We start from the raw sequence: 24992 nt of genomic DNA on the forward strand, positions 1-24992 counted from the left end.
ACGTCTATGTTGACACACGTCGAAACACGAAGGTAGTGAGGCCACGGGGCTGCGGCCTCCACCTCGCACAGCCGATCCCGCCGACCCGGCCCGCGCCCGCGCGCCTGCCCGCGTCGGCGTCAGCAGCCCGACGCCTGGTCGCCGCGATGGTGACGTCGGTGAACCCGGCCACCCAGGCCCTGTCGGTATTCGATGAAGGAAAGGGCGCCTGTGATGCAGCCGACGTAGTCGCCGCGCTCGGCCCACTGCTCGGGGTGAGGGTGTCGTCGGCGACGACGTCGCAGACGCCGAGGGCCAGCACCTCCTCGGTCATGTCGAGCCCGTACGCCTTCCCACTCGCCCCGACGCGGCGCGCGGACAGCAGGACGTCGATGCCCCCGCCCGAGCCGAGGTCCAGCACGCGGTCACCCTCGTTCAGATCGGCGACCGCGGTCGGGTTGCCGCAGCCCAACGAGGCGGCGACCGCCTCGGCCGGCAGGACGCCGCGCTCACCTTCCACGTAGAGGCCGGCGCCGAAGTTGCCGTCGTTCTCGATCGCCTCCGGGCCGCACCACGCACTGCCGCCCTCGGCCACCTGCACGGCCGCCGCCACCTACCGGAGCGGACCGTCTCGCGCAGCTCGGCCTCCCCGACCGACGTGGGGACGGAGGCGGGGGTGGGGTTCTCGGATGGAGCACTCCTCGGGTTCACGGCCGTCGACCTGCCTCGACGGCCTCACCCCCTGAATCGACGAACGTCAACATAGGTGAGTATCGATACAGCCAGACCAGGACACCGACAGGCCCCCGCCGCCTCGAAGCGCGGGAGGCGCTGCTTTGACGGACATCTATGTTGACGGATGTCGAACCCGGTGTGATGCTGAGACGGCGCCAGCACATCGACAAACGTCGAAACAGATCGAGGAGTCGTCGTGACCACCCCTGCCATCCCCGCCCTGCCCGTCATCGTGATCGGGGCCGGTCCCACCGGTCTGGCCGCCGCCGCGCACCTGGTCGACCGGGGTATCGAGGTCCTCGTCCTGGAAGCCGGAACCGCCGCCGCGACCGCCGTCCGCGCCTGGTCCCACGTCCGGCTCTTCTCCCCCTGGAGCGAGGTCGTCGACCCGGCCGCCGAGAAGCTCCTGGCCCCCACCGGCTGGATCTGCCCCGACGGCGCAACCTACCCGTCCGGCGGGGACTGGGCCACCCTCTACCTCCAGCCCCTCGCCGACGTCCTCGGCGAGCGCGTCCGCTACGACGCCAGGGTCACCGGCGCCGCGCGCACCGGCCGAGACCGCATCGTCGACGCCGACCGCGACACCCAGCCGTTCACCGTCCACTACGAGAGCGCCGACGGCCGCGAGCAGCGCGTCCTGGGGCGGGCAGTCATCGACGCCTCCGGCACCTGGTCCACCCCCGGCCCGGCCGGCGCCGCCGGTCTGCCCGCGCTCGGCGAGAAGGCCGCCGCCCACCGGATCACCTACCGGATCCCGGACCTCAAGGACCCCGCCGTCCGCGCCCGGTACGCCGGCAAGCGCACCGCCGTCATCGGCTCCGGAGCCTCCGCCTTCACCGCGCTCGCCACCCTCGCAGACCTCGCCCAGGCCGACGACGGTCCGGGCACCCACGCCACCTGGATCCTGCGCCGCGGCATCTCCGGATCCACCTTCGGCGGCGGCGAAGCCGACCAACTCCCCGCCCGCGGCGCCCTCGGCCTCGCCGCGAAGGCCGCCGTCGACAACGGCCACGCCGACGCCGTCACCGGCTTCCGCACCGACACCATCGAACGCGACACCCACGGCCGCCTGATCCTCATCGGAGAGGACGGCCGCCGCCTCGACCCCGTCGACGAGGTCATCGTCCTCACCGGCCTGCGCCCCGACCTCACCTTCCTCGACGAGCTCCGGCTCGCCCTGGACGAGCGCCTCCAAGCGCCCGTCGAGCTGGCGCCGTTGATCGACCCGAACCAGCACTCCTGCGGCACCGTCTACCCCCACGGTGTCAGCGAGCTCGCCCACCCCGAACAGGACCTCTACCTCGTCGGCATGAAGTCCTACGGCCGCGCCCCCACCTTCCTCGCCATGACCGGCTACGAACAGGTCCGCTCCATCGCCGCCCACCTCGCCGGCGACCACGAAGCAGCCCAGCGCGTCGAACTCACCCTCCCCGAAACCGGAGTCTGCGGCGGAGCCGGCCTCTTCGACCAGCCCGCAGCCCCCGAAGAAACCGATGGCGGATGCTGCGCCACCCCGGTCACCCTCACCGTCGGCGCCCCCGCCACCGGCGGCTGCTGACCGAACCGACGGCTCACCGAAGCAGCGGGGCCGCGACCGGGACGGGGGTCCAGTCGCGGCCCCGCACCGTCATGCCCGCCCCGCACCCCACCGTTCAGCGCATCACCCGGACCGGCGAGGCCGCCGCCCAACGGCGGCCCCCGCCGGAACCGCCCGCATGGCTCCTCGAACGCGGCATCGGCACCGGACGGCAGGCCACCCGTCTCGCCCCACACGGGAGACTGCCGGGACACCGAAGAACGCTGCCTCCCCGTCACCACCGAGCAAGCCCGCCAGGCGCTCACGGAGGGCGTGACCGCTTGCACTCACTGCCGCCCGGAAACCGCCCTCGGAGTGCTGGAGTGACCAAGTACAGCACGGTGGAGAGATGAGCCCTGACCTGTACGTCATCGTCTATCCGCCGGACGCACAGGGCGGGCGCCGCGGCCGCGGCCGGGACGAGGACCGCCGCGGCCGGAGGCCCGGGCATCCGCCCACATCTAGTTCCCGATCGTGTACGCCACCTCGCGAAGACCCGCAGTGCGGCGACATCGCGGTCACCGGCTCGGAGGAGTACGCCGACCGGGGTACCCACGCTGGAGAAGCACAACGCGGACGAGCGGTGCCCGAGCGCGGCAAAGCGGCAGCAGGCCACCGAGTCCCGCCTGCCCGAGCGGTCCCTGCTCGGGGCGCTCCGATCCCACTCCGTTCCCGCCCGCCGACCGCACACGACGGTGGCAGCACCTGGCTCGCTAGTGGGCCGTTTCCGCAGACGCGGCGTGGGCTGGTGCGGCCGGGCCGTACCAGTGTTGCAGCGCCTGGTGAAGCCCGTCGGCGTGGTCGTGACCGACGGTCCGCAGCCAGGCGGTGTGCCCGTCCGGCCGCAGGAGGATGGCCTCGAGTTCGGGATGGTCGGGGCAGGTCGCGGTGACGATGTCCACTTGGTCTGCCCATCCTGCGGCCGAATCGCGGATGGTGCCTCCTGCGGTCAGGTCGAGCAGCGCGCCGCGTCCAGAGATGAGCAACCCGCCCAGGCGCGTACGGCCGTCGCCTGTGGTCAGGGCGAGATCGGGCGCCAGGCGGCCCAACCAGGGATGGTCGGAGTCGGGGCGCATCTCGTAGCGGGCGTCTAGCCCGGTGATGGTCTCCGTGAGAGCGCGGTTGCCCGCGGGGTGGCGGGCGACGCGGGTGAGGAGGTCGGTGATCGGAGCGAGCCGTTCATCGGCGTCGCCGAGCAGCACCTGGGCTCGCGTGTTGGCCAACACGTGCGCACCGGCGGTGTGGCGTTCGGCGTGGTAGCTGGCGAGCAGGTGCGTCGGGGCGGTGCCGCGCACCGTGGCGGCGAGCTTCCAGCCGAGGTTGAACGCGTCGTCCAGGGCGACGTTGACGCCGATCGCCCCGGCCGGCGGGTGGATGTGTGCGGCGTCTCCGGCCAGGATGACCCTGCCTCGTACGTACTCGGACGCCTGCCGGGCTGCGTCGCCGAACCGAGTCAGCCAGCGTGCGGCGCGTAGCCCGACGTGGCGGCCGAGCGCGTCATCCATGGCGCTTTGGAGCAGGTCCACGGTGACCGGGGTGTCTTTGTCCGCAGGCGGTTGCCGGTCGGAGGTGATGACCCTCACGTAGCCGGGGCGGGGGATGGCGAACACGGTCCCGCCGGGGCCGGCGCTCGCGCCGAACGTCAATGCCTCGGGGTCGGCGAGCTCGACGTCGCCGAGCAGGTAGAAGCGGGTCGCCGCGGTACCGGGGAAGTTGATGCCAACCTGTTTGCGGACGGTGCTGCGGCCGCCGTCGCAGCCGACCAGGTACGCGGCCCGGACGCGGTACTCGCGGTCACCGGTGGTGACGGTGGCGGTGACGGACTCGGAATCCTGTTCCAGGGCGCGCAGTTCGTGTCCGCGCCGGATGTCGGCTCCCAGGTCGAGGGCGTGCGCCTCGAGTATCTCCTCGACCCGGGTCTGCGGGATGCCCAGCGAGTACGGGTGGTCGGTGTGCGTGCCAGCGAGGGTGAGCGTCACCGGCAGGCCGGAGAACGCGGCGTGCGGCACTTGCCAGCCCTCGCCGACGAGCCTCTCGGCGAGGCCGCGCCGCGCCGCGCCAGCAGGTCCAGGGCGCGGGCGTTGAGGTTGAAGCCCCGGCAGAAGTCCGGCCGCTGCGCGTGGCGTTCGACGACGACCGTGTCGACGCCGGCGAGTCGGAGTTCGCTCGCGAGTAACAGGCCGGCCGGGCCGGCTCCGACGATCAGCACCTCGGTCATCGTGTGGTTCCTTCTGGGGACGTGGGGGCGGACCAGGTCCATCCCTGTTCGGTTTGCTCGACCTTGGGCCAGAACAGGCTGCCGTCGCGGATCTCGGCGATGGTCCGCCGCGTCCAGGCCAGTTCGGCCTCCCAGGCGTGCAGCGCGCACTCGGTTTCGATCATGAACAAGCGCGGGACCTTACCGGAGCCGACCGTGTCGGCCAGCACTGTGTTCGTCTCCTCGATGCGTTGGGCCAGATGCCCCGCCCGTTCGACCAGTGCCTCCGCCGCCCTGTCCGGACCGAGAGCGCCGAGGTAGGACACCGCGGCCATGAACTTCGGGTACTCCGCGACGGGCATGCGCAGGAGCTCGTCGATCCAGCGCACGAATTCGCTTTGGCCCAGCTCGGTCGTCGCGTACACGGTTCGCTCCGGCCGCCTGCCATCGCGCGCCGTCTCCACCGGCTCGATCCAGCCATGTCGAACCAACGCCTCGACCGTGTCGTACAGGGACCCGGAGTTGACCTTGAAGCTGCTGTCCTTGTGCCGCTCCCGCAGGGTGGCCGCCATCTCGTAGGGGTGCATTGGCTGTTCTTGGAGCAGGCCCAGCACGGCCAGCGCCAGTGTGTTGGAGATCTTCCGCTTCGCCATCCACATCACCGATCTCTAATAGTAGGAACCGACTATACGGTATCGACTACTTGAGGCGAGCGCCTGTGCCTGTGCCTGTGCCTGTGGGTTTACGCGCAGGTCGACGGCGAACGCAGATCTCCCACATACGGCCCTTTCCGGGAGCAAGATCGGAAAGGGTCGGCGGAGCCGGCCCGGACGCCCGATCAGTTCCCAGAACCCGTTCTCGCTCAAGAAGGTCGCCCGGCTCGCCAAGCTGCTACGGGTGCCGACCTCGGCCCCGGCCAGCGCCCCGGGCGCGGACATCCACATCGGGTACGCCCGCTGCTCGCGCGTCACGCAAGAGCTTCAGTCGCAGCTCAACGCACTCCGCGCTCACGGCATCCCGCGCGACGAGATCTTCTCCGAGGAGATCAGCAGCCGTATCCGGGCCCGCCCGCGGTTCGAGGCCGCCCTCGCTCTGGCCCGCGAGATCAAGGCCCACGCACCGCACTGCCGGGTGCTCTCTCCCGTGTACGAGATGAAGCGGCTCGGCCGCGACGCCGCCGAACTCACCGCGCTGGGCGACGACCTGGTCCTGGAGATGCTGGCCGGCCCGATACCCGGCACCTACGAACCGTCCGGCCTCGGCCGGATGCTCTCCGATGTTCTTCGCCGCGAGGGCCGAGACGGAGCACGAGAAGGCCCAGTCTTACCCCCAAAGCCGTACAGCAGGCCGACGTCGACTTCGCTGCCTTCCAGACCGAATGACAGCGAGTCATCTCGCCCGGATCAGCTCTGCAAGATCATCTCAATGTGGGTTTGCAGGCATCTTGGCTCGACCCCGACCAGAGCACGTTCGCAACGGCAGGTAGGCGGACGCGCGCGCCAAGCGACGGTGGCAGCTTCGTGGGGCGGGATGTGTTCGACGGCTCCCCGGGCCAAGGCGGGTGAAGCGGAAGGGCCGGAAGCATAGGTTGCCGACGTGCGGTTACAGACGCCAGGCCCTGAGCAGAGCCTGGAGACGGCGTCCGGGCCGCGGGGGCCGGCCGAGTCGGGTCCTGCCGATTCTGGCGGGCCGGAACGTCTCAGTTCGCCCCGCCCTCCCCGGCTGAACGGCGCCGATACTCCTCGTACCTACGCCGATTCGCCTCCAGAGTGGCGTCGACGGCCCTCTTCAACGGGCTGCCTCCGCTGGCCCGCTCCTCCCGGAGCGCTTCCGAGATCTCCGCCTCGCGGCGCCCCTGTGCTGACATCGGCTTCACGGCCGCGTCCCGGCGCCGCTCGGCCGCCGCCTGGCGCTCCTCGTCCCTTTGCCGCGCCCTCGCCTCTGACCACCACCGCGGGCCGAACTGCGGAAGATCGAGAGTACCGGGGGCGAAGCGCCGGACCGTTCCCTCTCTCTCCATCTGTTCCAGCATCGTCCGAAGGACAGCCGCCGCGGTCCGGGGTGCATCTCCCCGCAACGCGCACCGGTTCGCGTCTATCGCCAGCACGATGCGATCCTCGCTTTCCGGGTCCGGTAGGAGATCCATCACCTCCAGGATCTCTTCCGCGCTCGGCTGATGAGAGTCCTCGTGACCCAGCCTTCGCCATCTCACCATCGTCGCCCCTCATTCCTGCCCGGTAGCCGCGACACCGCCCCCGGGGCTCGCGGACAGCTCCGATGATGACGCGAGCCGCCGGACGGCACCAGTGCCGTAGGCGCCAGCGGCTACAGACCCCAGCAGGGAGGCCCTCACACCAGGGCGAACGTTGCCTGATACGGCACTAAAGGGCGGGCTCGACGGCAGTGGCATCGCCTACCTCTGGGGTTGCATCGCCGACCTCGACAAGATCGTTCCTCTGATCGATGAGGAGTACTGCGCCTCCTACTTTGCGCATCTTCGGACCATGGCCCAGGTCGCAGCAGCGCCCTACGTCCCCGCCGCGACCTCACCACCGAGGTTGAAAGAAGCCTGCGCCCACGGCCTCGTCATGGTCTTGCTCGGTTCTGTTCGCCAACGGCAGCGACCCCTGCACCGGCGCCGGCGCCGGCTTGCTGCTGGCGCGCGCTCTGCGGCGGCACTCCGGCACTCGTAGCAGGGGATGCCCGTACCCGCGCCCGCCCCTGCGGCCGTAGCGCCACCAGATCGGCCCGTGCGGGCCCAGCTCCGTCAAGAGGTCCAGGTGGGTCACGACGACCGGGGCGCTGCCCCGGTAGTCGATGTAGTCGTCCGTGTGGGCCTTCGGCTCGCAGTCGAGCCTCAGCGTGCCGCACCGGTCGTCCTCGCACAGCTGGGCGACTCGGCGCATCCGCGTGCGCATCGCGTCCTCGCCCATGCGCTGGGCGAACACGATCGCGACCGGCGGATGGACCCGGGCGCGACAAGGCGGGCGAAGAACCTGCGCGAGCGGCGGATCTTGTCCGCCAGGACCGACGGCGGCTCCGTGCCGTTGTCGACCGCCAGGAACGGCAGCGGCACGTGCGTGCCGGGGAGCGCGAACACCGCGTCCGCGCGCAGGCTGCCCTTCGCCGGGGCGTCGAACGTACCCCCGACCGGCAAGGTCACCTCCGTGGTCCAGCCGGCCAGCGGCCCCAGCCCAGCAGGGCGTTCCCGCAACGGCGCCGCAGCTGGCGTAGGGCGTGCTGCCGGACGTGGTGGCCGGGACGTGGCTCAGAGCGAGCCGACGACCTTCCTGGGGGTGATGCGGACCACGACCCGTTGGGCGTCGTCGGCCGATGCGGGGTTGAAGTCCGCGTAGTCCTTGCCCGTGTACTTGCGCGACAGCTCGTCGATCAGTTCCCGTCCGCCTTCGGTGGTCAAGGTGGCCTCGCCCCGGATCTCGGCATAGGTGTAGGGCGCGTTCGCAGGGTTGATCATGACGGTGACCCGGGGGTCCCTGCGCAGGTTGGTCTCCTTGCGACGGCCGACGGTCGTGGAGAACAGCAGGTCGTCGCCGTCCCGGGCGAGCCAGGTGACGGACAGCTGTGGACTGCCGTCCGGCTGGATGGTGGCGACGGTCGCGAAGACAGGGGTGTCGTCGATGACCTTCTGCAGATCGTCGGAGAGTGCAGCGGACACGGGGCGGGTTCCTTCCCTCGGCGTGCGGTGGTCTTCGGACGGACCAGCTTTCCCGTCACTGAAGATCAGTAACGACCAGCCTCCAAAAATCACCGCTCCCCCGCAAGCGCATCAGGCCCGCCGCTTCAAGTCCTTCGACGGTTCACCCGTGCGGCCGAGTCCCAGGCTGAAGTAGCCCGTCGAGGTCCAGGGGTGTTGCCCGGCGCCAGCTGGGAAGCGTCCTCGCCGAGGTCCTCCTCCTCGCCCGTGAGGCGCTCGTCCCCCAGTGCTCCCCACGATGATTCGAAAGACCGTCAGATCTGAGCGGAGACAGGATGAGCGACCAGACGCCGCACGTCGTGCTGGACACCAGCTTCGGGCAGATCGAGATCGAGCTGAACGCCGAGAAGGCCCCGATCTCGGTGAAGAACTTCCTCGAATACGTGGACTCGGGGTTCTACGACAACACGATCTTCCACCGCGTGATCCCGGGCTTCATGGTCCAGGGCGGCGGCTTCACCGACCAGATGGTTCAGAAGGAGACCCGCGGCACGCTGGCCATGGCCCGCACCTCCGACCCGAACTCGGCGACATCCCAGTTCTTCATCAACGTCGCCGACAACGACTTCCTCGACCCCGGCCGAGACCCAAGACCCTTCTCCAGCCGCCCCTGCCGCCCCTCGCTGCCGCAGGCATGGGCGTAGGCGCTGTCCTGCGGCTGGACCACTCCCCCGCCCCGGTCAGGCGCTTTCGGCCTGGAACATCCAGTGGTGCTTCTCGAGGTCGCCGGTCAGGCCGATGAGGATGTCCTCGGTGACCGGGTCGGCGTCGCCCGTGGCCCGGATGCGCTCGCGCATCCGGGTGACGACGGCGGCGAGCGCGTTCACCAGGATCTGCACCGCCTCCACGTCCTTGACCCAGCCGGCCCGCACCTCCGCGATCCCGCTGGACGACGCCACGGTGCCCGCGCGCCCGTCCGGGGTCACACCGAGGGCGGAGGCGCGTTCGGCCACCACGTCGGAATGCGCACGCGCCGAGCCGACGACGTCGTCGAGCTGCAGGTGGACCGACCGGAAGCGCGGGCCCACCACGTTCCAGTGCACTTGCTTGGCGACCAGCGCCAGGTCCACCAAATCCACCAGTGCGCCTTGCAGGGCCTCACCGACGATCTTCACGTCGTCGGCGGGCAGGGCGCTCTTCACCACGGACACAGGGTTCTCCATTCGTCGTACGGCCGGCGACCTACGGCCGGCGATCACAAGCTGAAACGCCGCCTACCCCGCCCACTCACATCAAAACGGTCGGTTTCGGAAGCCCGCGGATACCACCGTCCCCGTCGCGCGGAGTCGGCCATACTGACGCGCGGTGCCTTGGCGGAGGGGCGTACGGGGCACGTGGTCGGGAGGCGACGAGGTGGAGATACCGGGGCGCATCGGCGGGTACGCCGTGGAGCGCGAGCTGGGTGCGGGCGGGATGGGCACGGTGTACCTGGCCCGCTCCCGCGGCGGGCGCGCCGTGGCGGTGAAGGTGGCCCGGCCGGAGCTGGCCGCCGATCCGCACTTCCGCGCGCGGTTCCGCGCCGAGGTCGAGGCCGCGCGCAAGGTGGGTGGCTTCCACACGGCTCCGGTCGTCGACGCCGATCCGGAGGCTGCGGCTCCCTGGCTGGCCACCGCGTACATCCCGGGGCCGACCCTCTCGCAGATGATCGCCGAGCAGGGGCCGCTGGACGAGACCGAACTACGCCTGCTCGGGGCCGCGTTGGCGGAGGCCCTGCAGGCCGTCCACGCCTGCGGCCTGGTCCACCGGGACCTGAAGCCCGGCAACATCATCATGGCCGGTGACGGTCCGCGCGTCCTGGACTTCGGCATCGCCCGCGCGGTGGAGTCGACCCGACTGACCGCGACCGGGGCGGCTTTCGGCACGCCGGGTTTCCTGGCCCCCGAACAGGCCCAGGGCAACGAAGTGACCAGCTCGGCCGATGTGTTCGCGCTGGGCGCGGTGCTGGTCGCGGCGGCCGGGGGCAGCGCGTTCGGGTCGGGCACGCCAATGGGGCTGATGTACCGGTCGGTGCACGAGAGCCCGGACCTGTCCGCCCTTCCGCGCCAACTGGTTCCCGTGGTGGCCGCCTGCCTTGCCAAGGATCCGCAGCACCGGCCGACGCCCGAGAGGCTGTTGGACCTCCTCGCCCCGGAGGTTGTTCCGGAGGCCGCTCTGGAGACCCCGCCGGTGTCCGCTCCGCCCGCGCCGCCGGTGTCCGTACCGGCACCACCCGTGCCGGACCCGCCCGTACCGACCGTCGGGGCGGACGACGGGGCGGACGACGAGCGCACCATCACCGCCGCCCATGTCCGGCACCGACCGGCCCCCGCCGACGCACCACCGCAGGCCACGCCCCCGGAGCGGAGCCCCACCACCACGACCGGGCCGAGGCCGGGCCGCGCGCGGCTGGCCGCCGTCGGTGTGGGTGGCGCCCTGCTCCTGGCGGCGGGCGCGATCGCGGGTTACGTCGCCTACTCCTCCGACGCCTCGGACGGCGCCCCCTTCCCCGCGGCGACGCACCAGCTCACCATGTTCACCTCAGTGGCGGGAGGTAGGTACACACTCGTGGACAGGGCGCCACGGCTGGAGAAGGCCGAGGACCTCGCCGACAGGAAGGACGCGACCAGCGTCTCCGTCACCTACACCGGAACGGGCACGTCGAACGTGTTCCGGCAGGTGAAGATCGACGCCCTCTACGGTCGGCTCAAGTACCCGGAAGAACACCGCACCCGCATGCTGCCAACGCCGAGCGCGTCCACAGAACCCACCGTCGTCACACCGCGCAAGGAGGTCCGTTTCCCCGGATACGACGTCGCGTTCAGCTGCGAGACGCTGTCCTCCAGCACCGAGAGCGCCGTCACCTACTGCGCCTGGGCCGATGACAACACCGCCGCGCGCCTGGAGTTCACACCGGACCGCAGCATCGATCTCGCGGCAGCGGAAGCCCGTAAAATTCGCGACGACATCCGCCGCCCTGTCTACTGACCGGCGCGCGGCCCAGTGACCTGAGTCCGGATCGGTCGGTTCCTGTCGGCCGCCATGGTGGCGTTCACCTCCAGTGCTATACGCAGGCGGACGTTCATCCGCAGGGACTCCGAGCCCGCACGAACGTTGCGGCGCGGTTCGGCGGGTACATGCGCCGCGTCTGGCGGCAGTGGGACAGGGGATCTTGTGGTGGGAGCGCTGATCGCGGGTGGGTGGGGCCTGTTCGCGGGCGCGGCGCTGCTGGTCGGCGCCGCCATTGGCTTGTTCGTGCGGGTCCCGCCCCGCTGGATCGCGCTCGTGATGGCGTTCGGCAGTGGCGTGCTGCTGTCCGCGGTGTCCTTCGACCTCATCGCCGAGGCGTACGAGCGCTCCGGCATCGGCCCCGTTGTCTGGGGTGCGTTCGGCGGGGCCGCCGTGTACTCGGGGGCGAACGCGCTGCTGGCGCGGCGCGGTGCTCAGCACCGCAAGCGCTCCGGGCAGCAGCAGCCGTCGGAGTCCGAGGCGCCCGGTTCGGGCAACGCCATCGCGCTGGGCGCGCTGCTTGACGGGGTGCCGGAGTCCGTGGTGATCGGCACCAGTCTCCTGGGAGGCGGTCACCTGGGCACTGCCACGGTGGCAGCGGTGTTCATCAGCAACCTGCCCGAGGGCCTGGCCAGCGCCGCCGGCATGCGCAGCGCCGGCCGAAGTCGACGTTACGTCTTCGCCCTGTGGGGCGGCATCGCGCTGATCAGCGGCATGGCGGCACTCGCCGGATACGCGCTGCTCGGCGGTGCCTCGGAGGCGATCATGGCGATGATCACGGCCGTGGCCGGAGGGGCGATCCTCGCCATGATCGCGGACACGATGATCCCCGAGGCTTACAGCAAGGTGCACCTGCTCACGGGGCTGGTCACCGTGGCCGGGTTCCTGTCCGCATTCGCGCTGGCCCACCTCTAGAGGGCGGCCCCGGCCCCCTGGCTTGCTCACCTCGCTTACCTCGAGGTCGAGGAGACGGGCGACCTGCGTACTGAGGGAATCGACGGCAAGGGCGCGGCTCCGACAGGAAGAGCCGCGCCGCGCGAGCGGCTCCCGAGCCCGGTGGCAGGTGGCAGCTGGCTTTCAGCCCTGCTTGATCGCGGAGACGTCGAACTCGAGGACGACCTTGTCGCCGACCAGGACTCCGCCGCCTTCGAGGGCCGCGTTCCAGGTGATGCCGAACTCCTTGCGGGAGATGGTGACCGAGCCCTCCAGCCCGACCCGCAGGTTGCCGTACGGGTCGACGGCGTTGCCGGTGTACTCGAAGTCGATGGTGACCGGCTTGGTGGTGTCCTTGATGGTCAGGTCGCCGGTGACCCGGTAGTCGCTCTCCGACTTCGCCTCGACCGCGGTGGTGCGGAAGGTGATGTCGGGGAAGGTCGGCGCGTCCAGGAAGTCGTTGGTGCGCAGGTGCTGGTCGCGCTGCTCGACGCCGGTGTCGATGCTCTCGGTCTTGATGACCACCTGACCGGTGGACCTGGTCGGGTCGGCGCCGTCGAGGTGGGCGGTGCCCTCGAACTGGTGGAAGGCGCCGCGCACCTTGGTGACCATGGCGTGGCGCGCGATGAACCCGATCCTGGTGTGGGCCGGGTCGAGGACGTAGTCCCCGGTGATGTCGGACAGCGGGACGGTCATGGGTGGTTACCTCCGTAAGGTGACGCTCCTGGCGACGGACCGCCCGGATCGCTACCGATGCACGCTAAGGGAGCTGCGACTCCCTATCCGGCCGGACGCGCGCGGCGGCCGGCGATTGCACCCGGACCGGTGGTTCGCGATCACCGTGGTACCACCTTCGTGGAGCGGGTCCCGGTGCGCACGGTTCGGCTCAGGGTCAGCAGGTCGTAGGGGGTGGTCGTGGCGCCCTCTTCCACGTATTCCGCGGAGGTGGAACCGGTCGGGGTGGGGGCGTCCGTGGAGCAGCTGGTGCACGGCAGAGGGATGGCCGTGGAAGTCGAACACCACCACGTGCGTGTCGTCCCCCAGCGCGTCGCCGAACCGGTCGTCCGGCATCCCGTGGAGGTGACGGTCCGGCGGCGCGATGGCGCACAGGTCGACGACAAGCACGGGGACGGGGACAAGCACGGGGACGGGGACAGGGGCGGGGGCGGGGACGGGGACGGGGTGCACACGAGGGCGATTGGCTTCCATGCCGCCCGCCCACCCCGAGAAGCCGACTTCGACCGGGCACCTCACCCACCCGTCTCACCCCCCTCACGCAACGCCTCCCTCGGCCGGACGTGGAAGGTGCCGGTCCATCCGCGTTTGCCCCGGTCCTGTCAGGGAAGCTGCACGGCACGGGGGACCCCCTTGGGTCCGCGCCGGCAACACAGCAGGAAGGTACCGACATGGTGAACATCTCCACCGCGTTCGGGGTGGTCGCACCCAGCCGCGGTGCGCGGCCGCGAACGTGCGTGCGCCACCGCCCCGTCGAGAGCCCCCGCACGGTGGACGGCGGAGCCTTCCGCCCTGTGTCCGAGGGACGGGGACGGGGCGGGCGCGTCCTCGACAGGAGTGCTCCGTGACCGACCATGACACGCGGTTGAAGGCCATCGCAGCACTGACAGGCCTGCGGGGCGGAGTGGGAACGGATTACGTGTCCGAACTGCTCGGCGACGTGACGCCCGAGCAGTTCCTGGTTCCGGCCGACGGGGACGCCACGCAGATCGGGCAGTCGGTGCTGGAGCAGCTCTCGGGGCCGGTCAACTCCCTGATCAACGGATTCATCCTCGCCTTTGAGGTGGTGGCGCGCGCCTACGAGGAGACGGATCCGCAGACGTCCACCGAGGAGCTGTTGCAGTCCTTGGCCCTGCGGCTCTCGATCGACGAGCCCGAGGAATCCGGGTGATCCGGGTACCCGGTGATCCCTTCCGTGCTGGACGGCCAAGGCGCTTGAGCCGGTCGGGTCGGGGCAGGGGCGCCGGGTACGGCCTGCCCGTGCAGGCTCCGCCGCACGACCGTGACGAGAGGATGTGAGCCCCGTGCGCGTCGCGTTCCTGACAGCGCCCGAAGGCGTGGAGGAGATCGAGCTGACCCGACCTTGGAAGGCCGTGCTGGACGCCGGATGGACCCCGCGCCTGGTCTCGACGGAGCCGGGCACGGTGCAGGCGATGCGCCACCTCGACAAGGCGGGCACCTACGCCGTGGACCGGGTCCTCACGGACCGTACGGACGAGAGCTTCGACGCCCTCGTGCTGCCGGGTGGCGTCGCCAACCCCGACGCGTTGCGGGTCAGCGAGGCCGCCGTCGCGTTCACGCGAGCGTTCTTCGAGGCCGGCAAGCCGGTCGCCGCGATCTGCCACGCCCCCTGGACCCTCGTCGAAGCCGACGTTGTCCGCGGCCGCACGCTCACCTCGTGGCCCAGCCTGGCCACGGACATCCGCAACGCGGGCGGCACCTGGGTCGACGAACAGGTCCACATCTGCCGCGCGGCCCCGGCCACGTTGGTGACCAGCCGCAACCCGGACGACCTGGACGCGTTCTGCGCGGCGCTCGTGAAGGTCTTCGGCGACTGAGATCCGTCGGAACGTTCCGGCGTGTACCGGGCGAAGGGCGGGACGGGAGGGGGGCGTGGCCACTCCGTCGCAGTCGCCGTCCCCACGGCGTGCGCCACCTCGCTGGCCGCGACCGGCCCCTCGATCGCCCACCGCGTGCGCCTGGTCGCCGGCGCCCGTGTCGCCGGGGCGGCCTCCGCGCCGCCTGAGCACCGGCAGGCCGTGCGCGAGGCCGTACGATGCCCCCTCCTCCGGCGCCCCGGAGGCGGCCGCCACTGCCCGGACCGCCGACTCCGCGCGCGGCCTGCTCAGCCTCGCGCCGACCACCGCGACCCGCCTCCTGCCCGGCGACGGCGAGCGTGCCCGCGGACTCCCCCACCGGGCCGCCTCCCTATAGAGCTCGTCACCGCCCCTACCCGGACGACTGGGGCGTGCCCGGCTCGTATTGTCCGAGGGGCGCTGAGGCCCTCTTCGGAGAGGCCGGACGGGGTCTTCACGCGGTGCGTGCTGCATTCGGCCTTGGACGCCCACATCCGCCACTACGACCTGGTGGTCGCTTCCGATGCGGTCGCCCCCATCGACGCGCGACTGGCTGAGGCGGCCTTGGAGATGATGCGGCGCAACAGGTCGGCCGCCATCCGCCCGGCCAGCGACATCTCCTTCGGCCTCCGGCCGGCCGGACGCTGACGCAGGCCTTCCCGGAAGCGGCTTGCCGTTGAGCCGAGGCAGGCGACACAGGGCGACACCCACGTCCTGGCCGACGCCCTCGACCGCGAGCCCTTGCCCCGGGCGCACCCAGGGAGGTCGACGGTTTCGGCGTCGCGTTCCTGCATGCCGTCGGTCTGGCCGGCCCCGAGCTCGCGGCCGACGGCTTGGCGCGCGGGCGACAGCTGGTCATGGACACGGCTCCGGGAAGGACGACGGAGTTCACCGTCACACCGGCCGGAAGTTGGCGGTGTACTTACCCTGACAGCGGGCACCCGCCACTCATGACCCTTCTGCTGCTTTTCCTCTTGCCCCTGGGATTGGCCCTCGTTCTCCTGGCGACCAGCGACGGGCGCCGGCACGGAAAACATCGTTGACCACGTGAGGAAGGCGTCGTCAAGAGCGCAGCCTCCATACCTACTGGGCGAGCAAGGGCGGGTCACAGGCGCGCGTCACAGTGAGTGGGCTTTGACCTGACGAGTATTCGCCTCTTTGGCCGCCGGTTTGTCCGTTGCCGAAACGCTCGGGAGGGTCCCGTCATGCTGCGTCCGTCCGGACCCGGAACAAGACTCCGTTGATCACTCTGCGGTGATCGTTCCATCGGCCGCCCCGGTGCCCCGACTCCGGCGAGTGCGGCTCCAGCCGGACCTGCCCCGGGCGAGGTTCGGGCCGTCACCGCACGGGCGGACCCGATCGCGTCGCGGCGTCGGTGTGCCGGAGTTCCGCGAGGAGCTCGCTCTGTCCGGCCAGGAGTTCGGTCAGGATGCGCCGTGCGGCACGCAGGAGCTCCGCCACGTCGCCCCCGGCGAGGGCGTAACTGACGGTAGAGCCGTCACGGATGGAGACCACGATGCCGGACCGGCGCAGCACCGCGAGCTGTTGGGAGAGGTTGGACGGCTCGATGTCGATCTCGTTGAGGAGTTCGCGTACGGGTACGGGACCGTTCTGGAGCAGTTCCAGTACGCGGATCCTGACGGGGTGTCCGAGCATGCGGAAGAACTCCGCCTTCGCCTGGTACAGCGGCACCTGCATGCGATCACGCTCCCAACCGGGTTCGATCGTTCCTGGGCTGGCAGCTGGACCTGCCGGACGTGCGACGCCCACCTCCTGTCATCTTCCCGCCTCCCGGCTCCGGTCCGGCCCGTTCTGATCACATGTAGATGTGTCGAGTTGCAGACTTCTTCAACTCTTGGGCATACGGAGCCGGGCGCGGGAACGACTAGACCTCCAGTCCTGCCTCGATGAACTTGAGCTGGTGCCTGGCCATGGCCAGGTTCGCCCGACCCTTGTCCAGGACGAGGTACAGGAACAGGCCGTTGCTTCCGCGGCCCCTGAGCGGTCGGATGAGGTGGTACTGACCGCCGAGAGTGATCAGTACATCCTCGATCTCGTCCTTGACGCCCAGCATTTCCATCGTGCGGATCTTCGCCCGCAGCACATCGGTGTTCCCCGCCGCGGCCACCGCCAGATCGAGGTCCTTGCCCCCGCCCAGCGTTCCCAGCGCCATGCCGCTCGTGTAGTCGACCAGGGCGGCCCCCATGCTCCCGTCGATCGAGGTCATCGCCTCCTTCAGAGACGTCTCCACACTCAGCATCAGTACTCGCTCCCTGTTCTGGACGGCCCCGGCCGGCTCCACACCCCGGCTGAGTGGTGACCACCGACGCTACCGACTGCCCGTCTGGAGGTGCGGCAGCATCGGGGAATCTGGCGGGAATCAACCCCGCGGCCCGGCATTCGCCCCTGCGAGATCCAGCCCGAGGGTGAGGCGGGCCGGGCACACTGTCCTCTTCCCCGTGCGCCCGGCGGCGTTGGTCGCCACCGGAGCGCCTTCGTTCCGGCCGGTCAGGGCTGCCTGCCGGCGGACCGGTCCTCCCCTCATGACGGCCTGTCACCGAGGGGCGCGCGAAGGGGATCCACCGGTCGTTTCCGGCCATGGGGCGCGATGTCCGGTAGCGGCGGTGATGGTGTCAGGGGCACATCTGCCGAGTTCGACCGTCCACCACCCCACCCCACCGCGCCGCTCGCCCGGCGCTCCCTGGAGCCGCCGAGGTCAGGCGAGGCGGTGTCGCAGAAGCTTCTTGTCCGGCTTGCCGGCGTCGGTGAGGGGGATGGCCTCGGTGAACATGATGCGGCGGGGGCGGTACATGGCACCGAGGCGGGACTCGACCCAGTCGGCGAGTCGACCCGGCTCCGCGTGCGCGGGGTCGGCCGGGACGACTGCTGCGCAGACCTGCTCCATGCGGTCGCCGTCGCGGACCCCGAGGACCGCGCTGGCGCGCACCTCGGGGTGGGCGTTGAGCACGTCCTCCAGGTCGGCGGTGTACACGTGGCCGCCGACCACCACGATCATGTCCTTGAGCCGGTCGACGATGGTCAAGTAGCCCTCCTCGTCGAGGAATCCGAGGTCGCCGGTGTGCAGCCAGCCGTCCCGCAGCACCTCGGCGGTCAGCTCGGGCTGCTTCCAGTAGCCCCGCATCATCGTGCCGGTGCGTACGCAGATCTCCCCGAGCGCGCCGGGTGGCAGCGTGCTGCCGTCCTCAGCCCGTACGGTCACCTCGACGCCGGGCAGCGGGCGGCCGGCGGTGCGCATCCGGGCCGGGTCGGCCGGGTCGTGGGCGTCGGCGGGCAGAACGCTGATGCCCCCGGCCTCGTTCTGCCCGTAGAACTGGACCAGGACGGGGCCGAAGACCTCCACGGCCCGGGCCAGGCGCACCGGTGAGGACTGACAGCCGCCGTACACGAGGGAGCGGAGGCCGGAGGTGTCGCGGGGGCGGGCCTCGGCCTCCTCCGTGAGCTCGTAGAGCAGGGGCGGCAGCAGGAACAGGTCGGTGACCCGTTCGCGTTCGATGGCGTCGAGGACCTGGGCGGCGTCGAAGTGGGGCTGGAGCACGACGCTTCCGCCGGTGCGCAGCGCGAGGTCGGCGAGGGTGCCACCGAGGTGGGCGAGGGTGGTGGCGACCAACAGCCGGGGGACGTCGGCCATGATCGGAATAGGGCCCGCTGGTGCGTGCGCGTCCGTCGGGTGCGCCGGGCCGAGGGCGCTCAGGGAGGCCTGGCTGAGGCAGATGCCCTTGGGGTGGCCGGTGGTGCCGCCGGTGTGACGAATGGTGGCGATGTCGTCGGGCTCGGCTCGTCCGGCGAGGGGTTCGTCGGACTCCAGTGCCGCGAGGCCGAGGAGATCGACGCCGGTGGGCGCGGGACCGAGGCAGAGCACGGTCTCCACTCCGCCACGCGCGGCGAGTTCGGCGGCTCGCTCGTGGTGGTCGAGGTCCGTGATGAGGATGCGTGTCTCGATGTCCTCCACGGCGACGCTCTGCACGTCGGCGGAGAGCTTGCTGTAGAGGTGGCTGACCCGGCAGCCCAGGAGGTGGGCGGCGTAGCGGACGGCGAGGGTCTCGGGCCGGTTGCCGGCCAGCAGGGCGACCGTCATGCCGCGTGCGGCGCCGAGCGCCGCGAGGGCACGGGCGAGGCGGTGCACGAGGGCGCGCAGCTCCCCGGCGCTGATCCGCCGTTCCTGGTGCACCAGGGCCTCGCGGCCCGGGTCGGCGTCCAACACGTCGAGTATGTCTTCGACGTACGTGCGAAACGGTGCGTGGTCCATGCGTGTGGAGAACCTCCCTTTCCCGGCGCCCCCTGCGGGTGGCTGCGCCGGGCGCGGTGTCGCGGGGGCACGAACACTGCGGACGGGCCGCGCCACCCCTTTTCGTTGCCAGAGGCAACGAAAAGGATGGTAGGGGCATCTATATGGGAGTTCAACCCAAGGGCCCGCCTAGGGGGTTGGATTCAGCCACGTGAAGGGCGGTCTACCTTCGATCCCAAGGTCGCGAAGTGACGTGGGAGTCGACACCCGGGTGTCGGGCCGGGCCGTTCACCTGCCGCCCGTTGCGAGCTCCGCCGTCTCCCCCGCCGGGCGGCACCCCGTGCGGTCGCTCGGCCGCCTCGACTCGCAGCTGAGGACGGCCCGTCGTTGGCGCGGCGCTTCGGCCTTGAGGGGCCCGGCGGCGTCCACGCCGGTGTGGTCACCGGTCAGAGCAGCTAGCCGTGCCCCGGGCGCACACACCATGCCCGGCAGGCCGGGAGGATCGGGGAAAGCGACCATGTCCCTCAGAAGGACGGCCCTGCCCTCATTTCCTCAGCGGCTGCGGGCGGCCCTCACCTCGACCAGTGGGCCGATCAACAGGCGAGCACCGTGCTTGCGGTAGGCGAGAAACAGCGGGTCCGGCGACCGCTCCGCAGGCATTGCTCACGCCACCACCCCCCCTCCCGCTATAAGAGGTCCTCACAAAGGCGTTGGACGTGGCGGTGGGTGATGAGGCAGGTGGCGAGGCCGAGGAAGGCTTCGTGGATGTCGTCGCGTCGTTCCCATCGGATCCGTAGTCGGCGGAAGCCGTGGAGCCAGGCGATGGTCCGCTCGACAACCCAGCGGTGGACGCCGAGGCCGGAACCGTGTGGGACACCGCGGCGGGCAAACACTGGCTTGACGCCGGTCGCCCAGACCAGACGGCGGCATTTGTCATGGTCGTGGCCGCGGTCACCGAGCAGGCTGTCGGGTCGGTTGCGTGGCCGTCCGACCGGGCCGGCGACGGACGGGATCTTCTGCAGCAGGGGTATCAACTGGGTGACGTCGTTGCGGTTCCCGCCGGTCAGTGAGACGGCGAGTGGGATGCCCTGGCCGTCGACGATGAGGTGGTGTTTACTGCCCGGACGTGCGCGGTCGACCGGGCTGGGACCGCTTTGGGGCCCCGTCGAGCGGCCCGGACGTGGGAGGAGTCGATCACCGCCCGCGACCAGTCCGGCTTCTTCACGACCCGCAGCTTCTTCAGCAGCACCACATGCAGCTGGTCCCAGACACCCGCGTTGTTCCACGCGGCCAGACGCCGCCAGCAGGTCATGCCGGATCCGAAGCCCAGCTCCTGCGGCAGGTACTCCCACTGGATCCCGGTATGCAACACGAACAGGATCCCGCACAGTGCCTGCCGGTCCGGAACCCGAGGCCACCGGTTCGTCGCTTCCCCGCATCTCGCCTGTGTGGGGACGGAGTTGAGTACCCGGCCACACGGCGAGGTCCCGTCCGCTCGGTGTCGGCCGCGCTCCCCGGGGCCACGACGTACCACCCTCGGCATCTCAGCCGTCTCCTGACCGCGCTGCGGGCACGGTCAATCCGAAGCCTGGTGGCACGAGGTTCCTGCGGTGAATTCGGCCACCCACGAGGCGTTCCTGAGGCACGGGGTTCTCCTTTCGTGACGCGCGGGGCCTCGCGGGTGGCGCGTGGGGGTCAGGCGGTGGGGCGGTTGTCGCTGAAAAGCTGTCCGGTGGGGCCGTCGGCGCCGGGCGTGGCGGCCTGGACGATGTCGCGGGCGCTGTCGGCGGCCGCTCGGTCGCTGGCGTCGTCGCCGCGCTCGGGGTGGGTGGCGGTGTTGCCGGGGTCGACGGCGTTGACCAGGATCGAGGTCTCGGAAAGGGCCCGCGCGAGGGCTTCGGTCCGTGCGTTGAGGGTGTACTTGGCCATCGAGTACGCCGGGGAGCGCAGGGGGGGGGCGCCGAGGTCGAGGTCGGTGGCGATCTGCTGGGCCGACAGGCTGGAGACGTTCACGATCCGTGCCGCGGGCGCGGCCTTCAGCAGCGGCAGGAGCGCCTGGGTCAGCGCCCACGGGCCGATCACGGAGACCTCCATCGCCCTGCGCACGGCGTCCATGTCGGCGTCCAGAGCGTCGAGGATCTGGACGTCGGGCATCGCGCTCGCGTTGTGTACCAGGACGTCCAGGTGGCCGAAGGCCTCGGCGAGGGCCGGCTGCCTCGTCCGTGCTGGCGCGCTCGGCCAGGTCCAGGCGCGGGGCCGTGGCCGCGTGGCCGTCTTGGCGGAGTCGGGCGGCACGGTGTGCATCTTCCGGTTGATTGGGGAATGCGTGAGGGATGGGTGGCGGCCCTGCCCCGCCCCTCAGGTCGGGCTCACCGTCGGCCTGAGGCACCCGTGCGCGAGGTGGCGTCCGTGGGGTGGGTCGCGGACGGCACGCCGGTCGTGGCGGCGGCACCGAACCAGCGGGCCGCGGCGCGCTCGAACGCCTCGCGATCAGGCTGCAGGTCGCCCACCCAGGCGACCACGCCGTCCGGCCGTACCAACACCGCGCCCGCTCCGAGGTCGTTCTCCGCCGCGCCGGCGGCGTACCGGAGCCGGCCCGCCCACCCCACGGCAGGAGCCGCAAGCATCCGTCCGGCGCTGAAGTCGAGCAGCAGCCCCCGCCCGTCCGCCATGAGGCCGCCGAGCCGGGTCCCGTCCTCCATGACGTAGTCCGGGGCGCTCCGGCCGACCAGTGGGTGCTCGCTGCCGAGGTCGTAGCGGATCCACGCCCCCGACAACTTCTCGTAGACGTAGGTCGCCCCGTCGCGGGTCCCGATGAGATCACGCACCACTGATTGGATGGCCCGGGCGTACGGGTCCGGCCGCATGGTCGTCACCTGGGCGCGCGTCCAGTCCAGGACCGCGGCGCCGATCGGGTGGCGTTCCTCGGCGTAGGTGTCGAGGAGTCCGCCCGGCGCGTACCCGTGCACGGTGGCCGCGAGCTTCCACCCCAGGTTCACGGCGTCACCGATGCCGGTGTTCAGGCCCTGGCCGCCGAGGGGCGAGTGGATGTGGGCCGCGTCGCCCGCGAGCAGGACGCGCCCCCGCCGATAGGCCGTCGCCTGCATCGCCCGGTCGGTGAACGAAGAGGCGATGTGGACCTCGGAGATCGTCACGTCGGTACCGGACACCCGGCGCAGCACCTCTTGGAGGTGTTCGTGGGTCGGCGGCAGCGAGCGGTCGAAGGCACCGCCGTCGAAGTCCATCATGGCGATGTGTCCGGGGGCGGGCATCCGGAGGTACATGCCCGTCGGCGTGAGGTTGAACCCGTTGCCCAGCTGCTCCGCATCGACGAGGGTGGCGCGCATCGTGTATCCGGTGAACTGCGGTTCGGTGCCGACGAACTCGAAGCCCGCGAGCCTGCGCACCGCGCTGCGTCCGCCGTCGCATCCGACGAGCCAGCGCGCCTCGTACGCGTCCTCGCCGGCGCGGACGACCACGCTCTCCCGGTCCTGGAGGACGGTCGAGACGGTGACGCCCCGCTTGATCTCCACCCCCAGCTTGGACGCCCGCTCGGACAGCACCGTCTCGACCGCTTCGAGGTCCGTCCGCACGGGTTCCTCCGCCGGGCTGGGCAACCGGAACGCGAGGGCGTCGAGGTCGATCAGGGCCCCGTCGAGGATCATCCCCGCGAAGTGGCCGCCGACCCGGGGCCCGGACGACGCACCCGTTCCGGAGAGCGGAGCCCACATCTCCTGGGCTCCCGATGCCGCCAGCAGCGGTTCCAGCAGGCCGCGCCGGTAGAACGCCTCGGTGGAGGCGGCGGACAGGCCCCTCATCCCGAGCGGGGCCGCCCGTAACGGGGAGCCGAGCTCCGGCTCCCGTTCGAGCACCAGTACCGAGCAACCCGCGAGGCCGAGCTCGCAGGCCAGGATCAGACCGACCGGGCCGGCTCCTACGATCACTACGTCGTGCACGAGAGATCCCCTCCTCGAACGCCGCGCCGGACGAATCGTCCGGCGGCTCTTCCTCACAAGGTGTCAGCCCGCGCCGACAGGACACCGACAGAACCGACAAACCGCCGACACCTGCCTCCTGGGTTGTCCTGGACCGGCCCCATCGGTGGCCGGGGGCCGTGGCGGGCGACCCCCGTCGCTAGGCTGCACGGCATGATCAACTCACATGCGAGCTCGGACGACGTCGCGGTCGCGATAGCGGGGGCCCGGGCCGGCGCGGACGTCGTGCGGAAGATGTACGGTCAGCGGCTCGGCCGCATCGACAAGGGCGACGGCGACTTCGCCACCGCCGCCGACGTGGCGGCGGAGCGGGCCGTCCTCGACGTCATCCGCGCCGCACGCCCCGGTGATGCGGTGCTCGGCGAGGAAGGCGGGCAGCACGGCGCGCCCGACTCCGCGCGGCAGTGGTGGGTGGATCCCCTGTGCGGAACGCTCAACTACGCCGCGGGCACCATGGTGGTGGCCGTCAACGTGGCGCTGCGCGAGGGGGTGGCAGCCGTGGCGGATCCGTTCGGCGGCGAGGTCTTCTTCACCGACGGGGAGAGCGCCCGGGTGCGCCGCGAGGGAGCCGACGACGCGCTGTTGACCCCCTCGTCCGCCACCCGGCTGGTGGACGTCAACCTGGATCCGCCGTTCCCGAGTTCGCCCGGGTTCCGTGCCGTGGACCTGCTGGCCCACCCCCGGTTCGCGGAGCACTTCCGGCCCAGGGTGGTGTCATCGACGTTGGCGCTGGCCTGGGTCGCCGCCGGCAAGCGGGCCGCGTACGTCACCGATGGCGGGGACCTCTCCCAGAGCGTGCACTTCGCGGCCGGGATCGCCCTGTGCCGGGCCGCTGGTTGCGTGGTCAGCGGGGTCGACGGCGCCCCGCTCGGTCCTGCGGGGCGTGGGCTCCTCGTGGCCGCCGACGCCGAGACCCACGGGTTGCTCCTTGCGATGGCGCGCGACCGGACCTAGTGCCGGGCCCTCGAAGACGCCCTGGTCGGTAGCCGCGTCACAGCTGGGGGACGTACGGGGCGAGCCCGACGATGAGGACGGAGCGTTCGCCCGGACCGGGCCGCGCGCCCGCTCGCACCGGGGCGACGTAGTGGCTGACCCGGTGGTCGTGGACGGCGTAGCCCTCCAAGGGCTCGGTGAGGGTGAAGCCGGTGTGGACGTGCGCCGCCGGGTCCTCGGGCCGCAGGCCGGCGCTGTCCGGCGTGGCGATGACGTTGTGCCCGCCGGTCACGTTCGTCCGGCTGATCAGGTGGGCGAAGGTGAAGGTTCCGGTCGAGCCGCCGTCCTGGTGGAGGCAGTCCGGGGTGGAGACGGCCACCTGGTCGCGGTTCTCGACCGCGAGCTTGATCAGGTGCACACCGACCCACAGCGGGCGCCTCCTCAGGTCCGCCCGTACGTCCACGGCCTGCTCGATGTCCCACCGCAGCAGTCGGAGCAGCAGCGGGTCGTCGCGCAGCGCCGCGGGAACCTCGGGGAGGGCGCGTCGCCCCCGCCGGTGTTCCGCGTCGTCCGCGCCGTGGGAGAACTCCGTGACCGTGCCGTGCACGGGATCGGGGGTCCCGGGGATCCAGGACAGCTCGTCCCGCCACGGCAGGTACACGGCATGGGAGTAGCGGCGGAAGCGGTGCGTTCCGGGTGCGTGCGGGTCGGGCGGCAGGCTCGCGCACACCCCTTGGAGCCGGGCCAGGCCGGCCGCGTCGGAGGCCGCGACGGCGGCGAGGCGCTCGGCACCGTAGTGTGCGAACCCGCGCTCGCGCAGATCGTCCGCGCCGCCGGCCGGGCGCGGCTCATCGAAGGGCGACCGCCGCTGGGGTTCGGCCATGTCCACGCACTTCTCCCACAGGTTGGGCCGCGTCGGCTCCGGGAGCGGAGTCCGAGGGGAACAGGATCACACGGCCGGTGGTTCGGCCGTCCCAGCGCCGGTGCTCGCCGCGTAGTACCCGGCCGGCCGATCGCCGTCCTCGCCCTCGCCCTCCCCCGGCGGTGTGTACCGGCCCTTCGGGCCGTGATCCGGGACCGCACGCCGGCCGTCGGGAGGGGGCGGGG

24 protein-coding genes and 4 pseudogenes are annotated in these 24992 nt (G+C 71.2%); 10 read left to right on the plus strand and 18 right to left on the minus strand.

The window, feature by feature from the left end; translation table 11 throughout:
• Nucleotides 1-4: 4 nt before the first annotated feature.
• Nucleotides 5-618 (minus strand): annotated as a pseudogene (locus ACZ4UB_RS32575) (methyltransferase domain-containing protein).
• Nucleotides 619-910: 292 nt separating this feature from the next.
• Between ACZ4UB_RS32575 and ACZ4UB_RS32580 the strand changes: the two are divergent.
• Complete coding sequence (locus ACZ4UB_RS32580) at nt 911-2272, plus strand: FAD-dependent oxidoreductase (protein WP_468075785.1); 1362 nt, start codon at nt 911-913, stop codon at nt 2270-2272.
• A 249-nt stretch (nt 2273-2521) separates the two neighbouring features.
• A pseudogene (locus ACZ4UB_RS32585) lies at nt 2522-2617 on the plus strand (DUF6233 domain-containing protein); the annotation flags it as partial.
• 386 nt (nt 2618-3003) lie between these two features.
• On the opposite strand, the gene ACZ4UB_RS32590 reads toward ACZ4UB_RS32585, so the two are convergent.
• Genes ACZ4UB_RS32590 through ACZ4UB_RS32600 form a run of 3 tightly spaced genes read right to left on the minus strand, consistent with a single transcriptional unit; the run spans nt 3004 to nt 5140 of the window.
• Nucleotides 3004-4299 (minus strand): FAD-dependent monooxygenase, encoded by a 1296-nt coding sequence (locus ACZ4UB_RS32590; protein ID WP_468075787.1) that lies wholly within the window; start codon nt 4297-4299, stop codon nt 3004-3006.
• On the minus strand, nt 4266-4508 hold the full coding sequence (locus ACZ4UB_RS32595; protein ID WP_468075789.1) for an FAD-dependent monooxygenase: 243 nt from the start codon (nt 4506-4508) through the stop codon (nt 4266-4268). The genes ACZ4UB_RS32590 and ACZ4UB_RS32595 overlap by 34 nt, the downstream gene beginning before the upstream one ends.
• Nucleotides 4505-5140, minus strand: coding sequence for a PadR family transcriptional regulator (locus tag ACZ4UB_RS32600; RefSeq protein WP_468075792.1), 636 nt, complete (start codon nt 5138-5140; stop codon nt 4505-4507). Before ACZ4UB_RS32600 ends, ACZ4UB_RS32595 begins: the two co-directional genes overlap by 4 nt.
• Nucleotides 5141-5384: 244 nt before the next feature.
• Between ACZ4UB_RS32600 and ACZ4UB_RS32605 the strand changes: the two genes are divergently transcribed.
• On the plus strand, nt 5385-6074 hold the full coding sequence (locus ACZ4UB_RS32605; RefSeq protein WP_468075794.1) for a recombinase family protein: 690 nt from the start codon (nt 5385-5387) through the stop codon (nt 6072-6074).
• Between the two features lie 112 nt (nt 6075-6186).
• Here the strand turns inward: ACZ4UB_RS32605 and ACZ4UB_RS32610 are convergent, their stop codons facing one another.
• The 3 genes from ACZ4UB_RS32610 to ACZ4UB_RS32620 form a co-directional block, all read right to left on the minus strand.
• Nucleotides 6187-6702, minus strand: coding sequence for a hypothetical protein (locus ACZ4UB_RS32610; protein WP_468075796.1), 516 nt, complete (start codon nt 6700-6702; stop codon nt 6187-6189).
• A 331-nt stretch (nt 6703-7033) separates the two neighbouring features.
• Nucleotides 7034-7393 (minus strand): hypothetical protein, encoded by a 360-nt coding sequence (locus ACZ4UB_RS32615; protein WP_468075798.1) that lies wholly within the window; start codon nt 7391-7393, stop codon nt 7034-7036.
• Nucleotides 7394-7755: 362 nt separating this feature from the next.
• A complete protein-coding gene (locus ACZ4UB_RS32620) occupies nt 7756-8163 on the minus strand; it encodes a PPOX class F420-dependent oxidoreductase (protein WP_468075800.1) in 408 nt (135 codons plus the stop codon).
• A 314-nt stretch (nt 8164-8477) separates the two neighbouring features.
• Between ACZ4UB_RS32620 and ACZ4UB_RS32625 the strand changes: the two are divergent.
• Nucleotides 8478-8783: pseudogene (locus ACZ4UB_RS32625) on the plus strand (peptidylprolyl isomerase); the annotation flags it as partial.
• 99 nt (nt 8784-8882) lie between these two features.
• Here ACZ4UB_RS32625 and ACZ4UB_RS32630 read toward each other — a convergent pair.
• Nucleotides 8883-9353 (minus strand): Dps family protein, encoded by a 471-nt coding sequence (locus ACZ4UB_RS32630; protein ID WP_468075802.1) that lies wholly within the window; start codon nt 9351-9353, stop codon nt 8883-8885.
• 202 nt (nt 9354-9555) lie between these two features.
• Here ACZ4UB_RS32630 and ACZ4UB_RS32635 point away from each other — a divergent pair, with 202 nt between their 5' ends.
• On the plus strand, nt 9556-11166 hold the full coding sequence (locus ACZ4UB_RS32635; RefSeq protein ID WP_468075804.1) for a serine/threonine-protein kinase: 1611 nt from the start codon (nt 9556-9558) through the stop codon (nt 11164-11166).
• A 186-nt stretch (nt 11167-11352) separates the two neighbouring features.
• Nucleotides 11353-12102 (plus strand): ZIP family metal transporter, encoded by a 750-nt coding sequence (locus tag ACZ4UB_RS32640; protein ID WP_468075806.1) that lies wholly within the window; start codon nt 11353-11355, stop codon nt 12100-12102.
• Nucleotides 12103-12264: 162 nt separating this feature from the next.
• On the opposite strand, the gene ACZ4UB_RS32645 is transcribed toward ACZ4UB_RS32640, so the two are convergent.
• Entirely contained in the window at nt 12265-12816 is a 552-nt protein-coding gene (locus tag ACZ4UB_RS32645; RefSeq protein ID WP_468075808.1) for a YceI family protein, read from the minus strand.
• Nucleotides 12817-12867: 51 nt separating this feature from the next.
• On the minus strand, nt 12868-13329 hold the full coding sequence (locus ACZ4UB_RS32650) for a phosphoketolase family protein (RefSeq protein WP_468075810.1): 462 nt from the start codon (nt 13327-13329) through the stop codon (nt 12868-12870).
• 370 nt (nt 13330-13699) lie between these two features.
• Between ACZ4UB_RS32650 and ACZ4UB_RS32655 the strand changes: the two genes are divergently transcribed.
• The 3 genes from ACZ4UB_RS32655 (at nt 13700) to ACZ4UB_RS32665 (ending at nt 15359) form a co-directional block, all read left to right on the plus strand.
• Nucleotides 13700-14026, plus strand: coding sequence for a hypothetical protein (locus ACZ4UB_RS32655; protein WP_354384167.1), 327 nt, complete (start codon nt 13700-13702; stop codon nt 14024-14026).
• A 133-nt stretch (nt 14027-14159) separates the two neighbouring features.
• Nucleotides 14160-14693, plus strand: a complete 534-nt coding sequence (locus ACZ4UB_RS32660) for a type 1 glutamine amidotransferase domain-containing protein (RefSeq protein ID WP_468075813.1) — start codon at nt 14160-14162, stop codon at nt 14691-14693.
• A 483-nt stretch (nt 14694-15176) separates the two neighbouring features.
• The gene (locus ACZ4UB_RS32665) at nt 15177-15359 is read left to right on the plus strand and encodes a hypothetical protein (protein ID WP_468075815.1); all 183 of its coding nucleotides are present in this window, start codon (nt 15177-15179) and stop codon (nt 15357-15359) included.
• 558 nt (nt 15360-15917) lie between these two features.
• On the opposite strand, the pseudogene ACZ4UB_RS32670 reads toward ACZ4UB_RS32665, so the two are convergent.
• The 7 genes and pseudogenes from ACZ4UB_RS32670 to ACZ4UB_RS32700 form a co-directional block, all read right to left on the minus strand.
• A pseudogene (locus ACZ4UB_RS32670) lies at nt 15918-16019 on the minus strand (IS5/IS1182 family transposase); the annotation flags it as partial.
• Nucleotides 16020-16049: 30 nt separating this feature from the next.
• Nucleotides 16050-16409, minus strand: coding sequence for an ArsR/SmtB family transcription factor (locus tag ACZ4UB_RS32675; RefSeq protein ID WP_468075817.1), 360 nt, complete (start codon nt 16407-16409; stop codon nt 16050-16052).
• Nucleotides 16410-16596: 187 nt separating this feature from the next.
• Nucleotides 16597-16971 (minus strand): hypothetical protein, encoded by a 375-nt coding sequence (locus ACZ4UB_RS32680; RefSeq protein WP_468075819.1) that lies wholly within the window; start codon nt 16969-16971, stop codon nt 16597-16599.
• Nucleotides 16972-17427: 456 nt separating this feature from the next.
• Entirely contained in the window at nt 17428-18978 is a 1551-nt protein-coding gene (locus ACZ4UB_RS32685) for an AMP-binding protein (RefSeq protein WP_468075821.1), read from the minus strand.
• A 665-nt stretch (nt 18979-19643) separates the two neighbouring features.
• Nucleotides 19644-20500, minus strand: a protein-coding gene (locus ACZ4UB_RS32690) for an IS5 family transposase (protein ID WP_468075823.1) whose coding sequence is annotated in 2 segments (ribosomal slippage) — nt 19644-20141 and nt 20144-20500 — 855 coding nt in all. Because the reading frame shifts where the segments join, the coding sequence is not laid out codon by codon here.
• Between the two features lie 152 nt (nt 20501-20652).
• Entirely contained in the window at nt 20653-21261 is a 609-nt protein-coding gene (locus ACZ4UB_RS32695; protein ID WP_468075825.1) for an SDR family oxidoreductase, read from the minus strand.
• Nucleotides 21262-21326: 65 nt separating this feature from the next.
• On the minus strand, nt 21327-22913 hold the full coding sequence (locus ACZ4UB_RS32700) for an FAD-dependent monooxygenase (RefSeq protein WP_468075827.1): 1587 nt from the start codon (nt 22911-22913) through the stop codon (nt 21327-21329).
• 192 nt (nt 22914-23105) lie between these two features.
• Here ACZ4UB_RS32700 and ACZ4UB_RS32705 point away from each other — a divergent pair, with 192 nt between their 5' ends.
• Entirely contained in the window at nt 23106-23906 is an 801-nt protein-coding gene (locus ACZ4UB_RS32705) for an inositol monophosphatase family protein (RefSeq protein WP_468075829.1), read from the plus strand.
• 37 nt (nt 23907-23943) lie between these two features.
• On the opposite strand, the gene ACZ4UB_RS32710 is transcribed toward ACZ4UB_RS32705, so the two are convergent.
• Entirely contained in the window at nt 23944-24768 is an 825-nt protein-coding gene (locus tag ACZ4UB_RS32710; RefSeq protein ID WP_468075831.1) for a 2OG-Fe dioxygenase family protein, read from the minus strand.
• Nucleotides 24769-24992: the final 224 nt, after the last annotated feature.

The sequence above is a fragment of the Streptomyces sp. NPDC028419 genome, assembly GCF_055565515.1.

What these genes read in the sequence shown, in the direction of transcription:
- ACZ4UB_RS32595 (WP_468075789.1), bottom strand. Translation starts at nt 4,508, where the DNA reads ATGACCGAGGTGCTGATCGTCGGAGCCGGCCCGGCCGGCCTGTTACTC.
- ACZ4UB_RS32600 (WP_468075792.1), bottom strand. Translation starts at nt 5,140, where the DNA reads ATGGCGAAGCGGAAGATCTCCAACACACTGGCGCTGGCCGTGCTGGGC.
- ACZ4UB_RS32610 (WP_468075796.1), bottom strand. Translation starts at nt 6,702, where the DNA reads ATGGTGAGATGGCGAAGGCTGGGTCACGAGGACTCTCATCAGCCGAGC.
- ACZ4UB_RS32615 (WP_468075798.1), bottom strand. Translation starts at nt 7,393, where the DNA reads ATGCGCCGAGTCGCCCAGCTGTGCGAGGACGACCGGTGCGGCACGCTG.
- ACZ4UB_RS32645 (WP_468075808.1), bottom strand. Translation starts at nt 12,816, where the DNA reads ATGACCGTCCCGCTGTCCGACATCACCGGGGACTACGTCCTCGACCCG.
- ACZ4UB_RS32650 (WP_468075810.1), bottom strand. Translation starts at nt 13,329, where the DNA reads ATGGAAGCCAATCGCCCTCGTGTGCACCCCGTCCCCGTCCCCGCCCCC.
- ACZ4UB_RS32675 (WP_468075817.1), bottom strand. Translation starts at nt 16,409, where the DNA reads ATGCAGGTGCCGCTGTACCAGGCGAAGGCGGAGTTCTTCCGCATGCTC.
- ACZ4UB_RS32680 (WP_468075819.1), bottom strand. Translation starts at nt 16,971, where the DNA reads ATGCTGAGTGTGGAGACGTCTCTGAAGGAGGCGATGACCTCGATCGAC.
- ACZ4UB_RS32685 (WP_468075821.1), bottom strand. Translation starts at nt 18,978, where the DNA reads ATGGACCACGCACCGTTTCGCACGTACGTCGAAGACATACTCGACGTG.
- ACZ4UB_RS32695 (WP_468075825.1), bottom strand. Translation starts at nt 21,261, where the DNA reads ATGCACACCGTGCCGCCCGACTCCGCCAAGACGGCCACGCGGCCACGG.
- ACZ4UB_RS32705 (WP_468075829.1), top strand. Translation starts at nt 23,106, where the DNA reads ATGATCAACTCACATGCGAGCTCGGACGACGTCGCGGTCGCGATAGCG.
- ACZ4UB_RS32710 (WP_468075831.1), bottom strand. Translation starts at nt 24,768, where the DNA reads ATGGCCGAACCCCAGCGGCGGTCGCCCTTCGATGAGCCGCGCCCGGCC.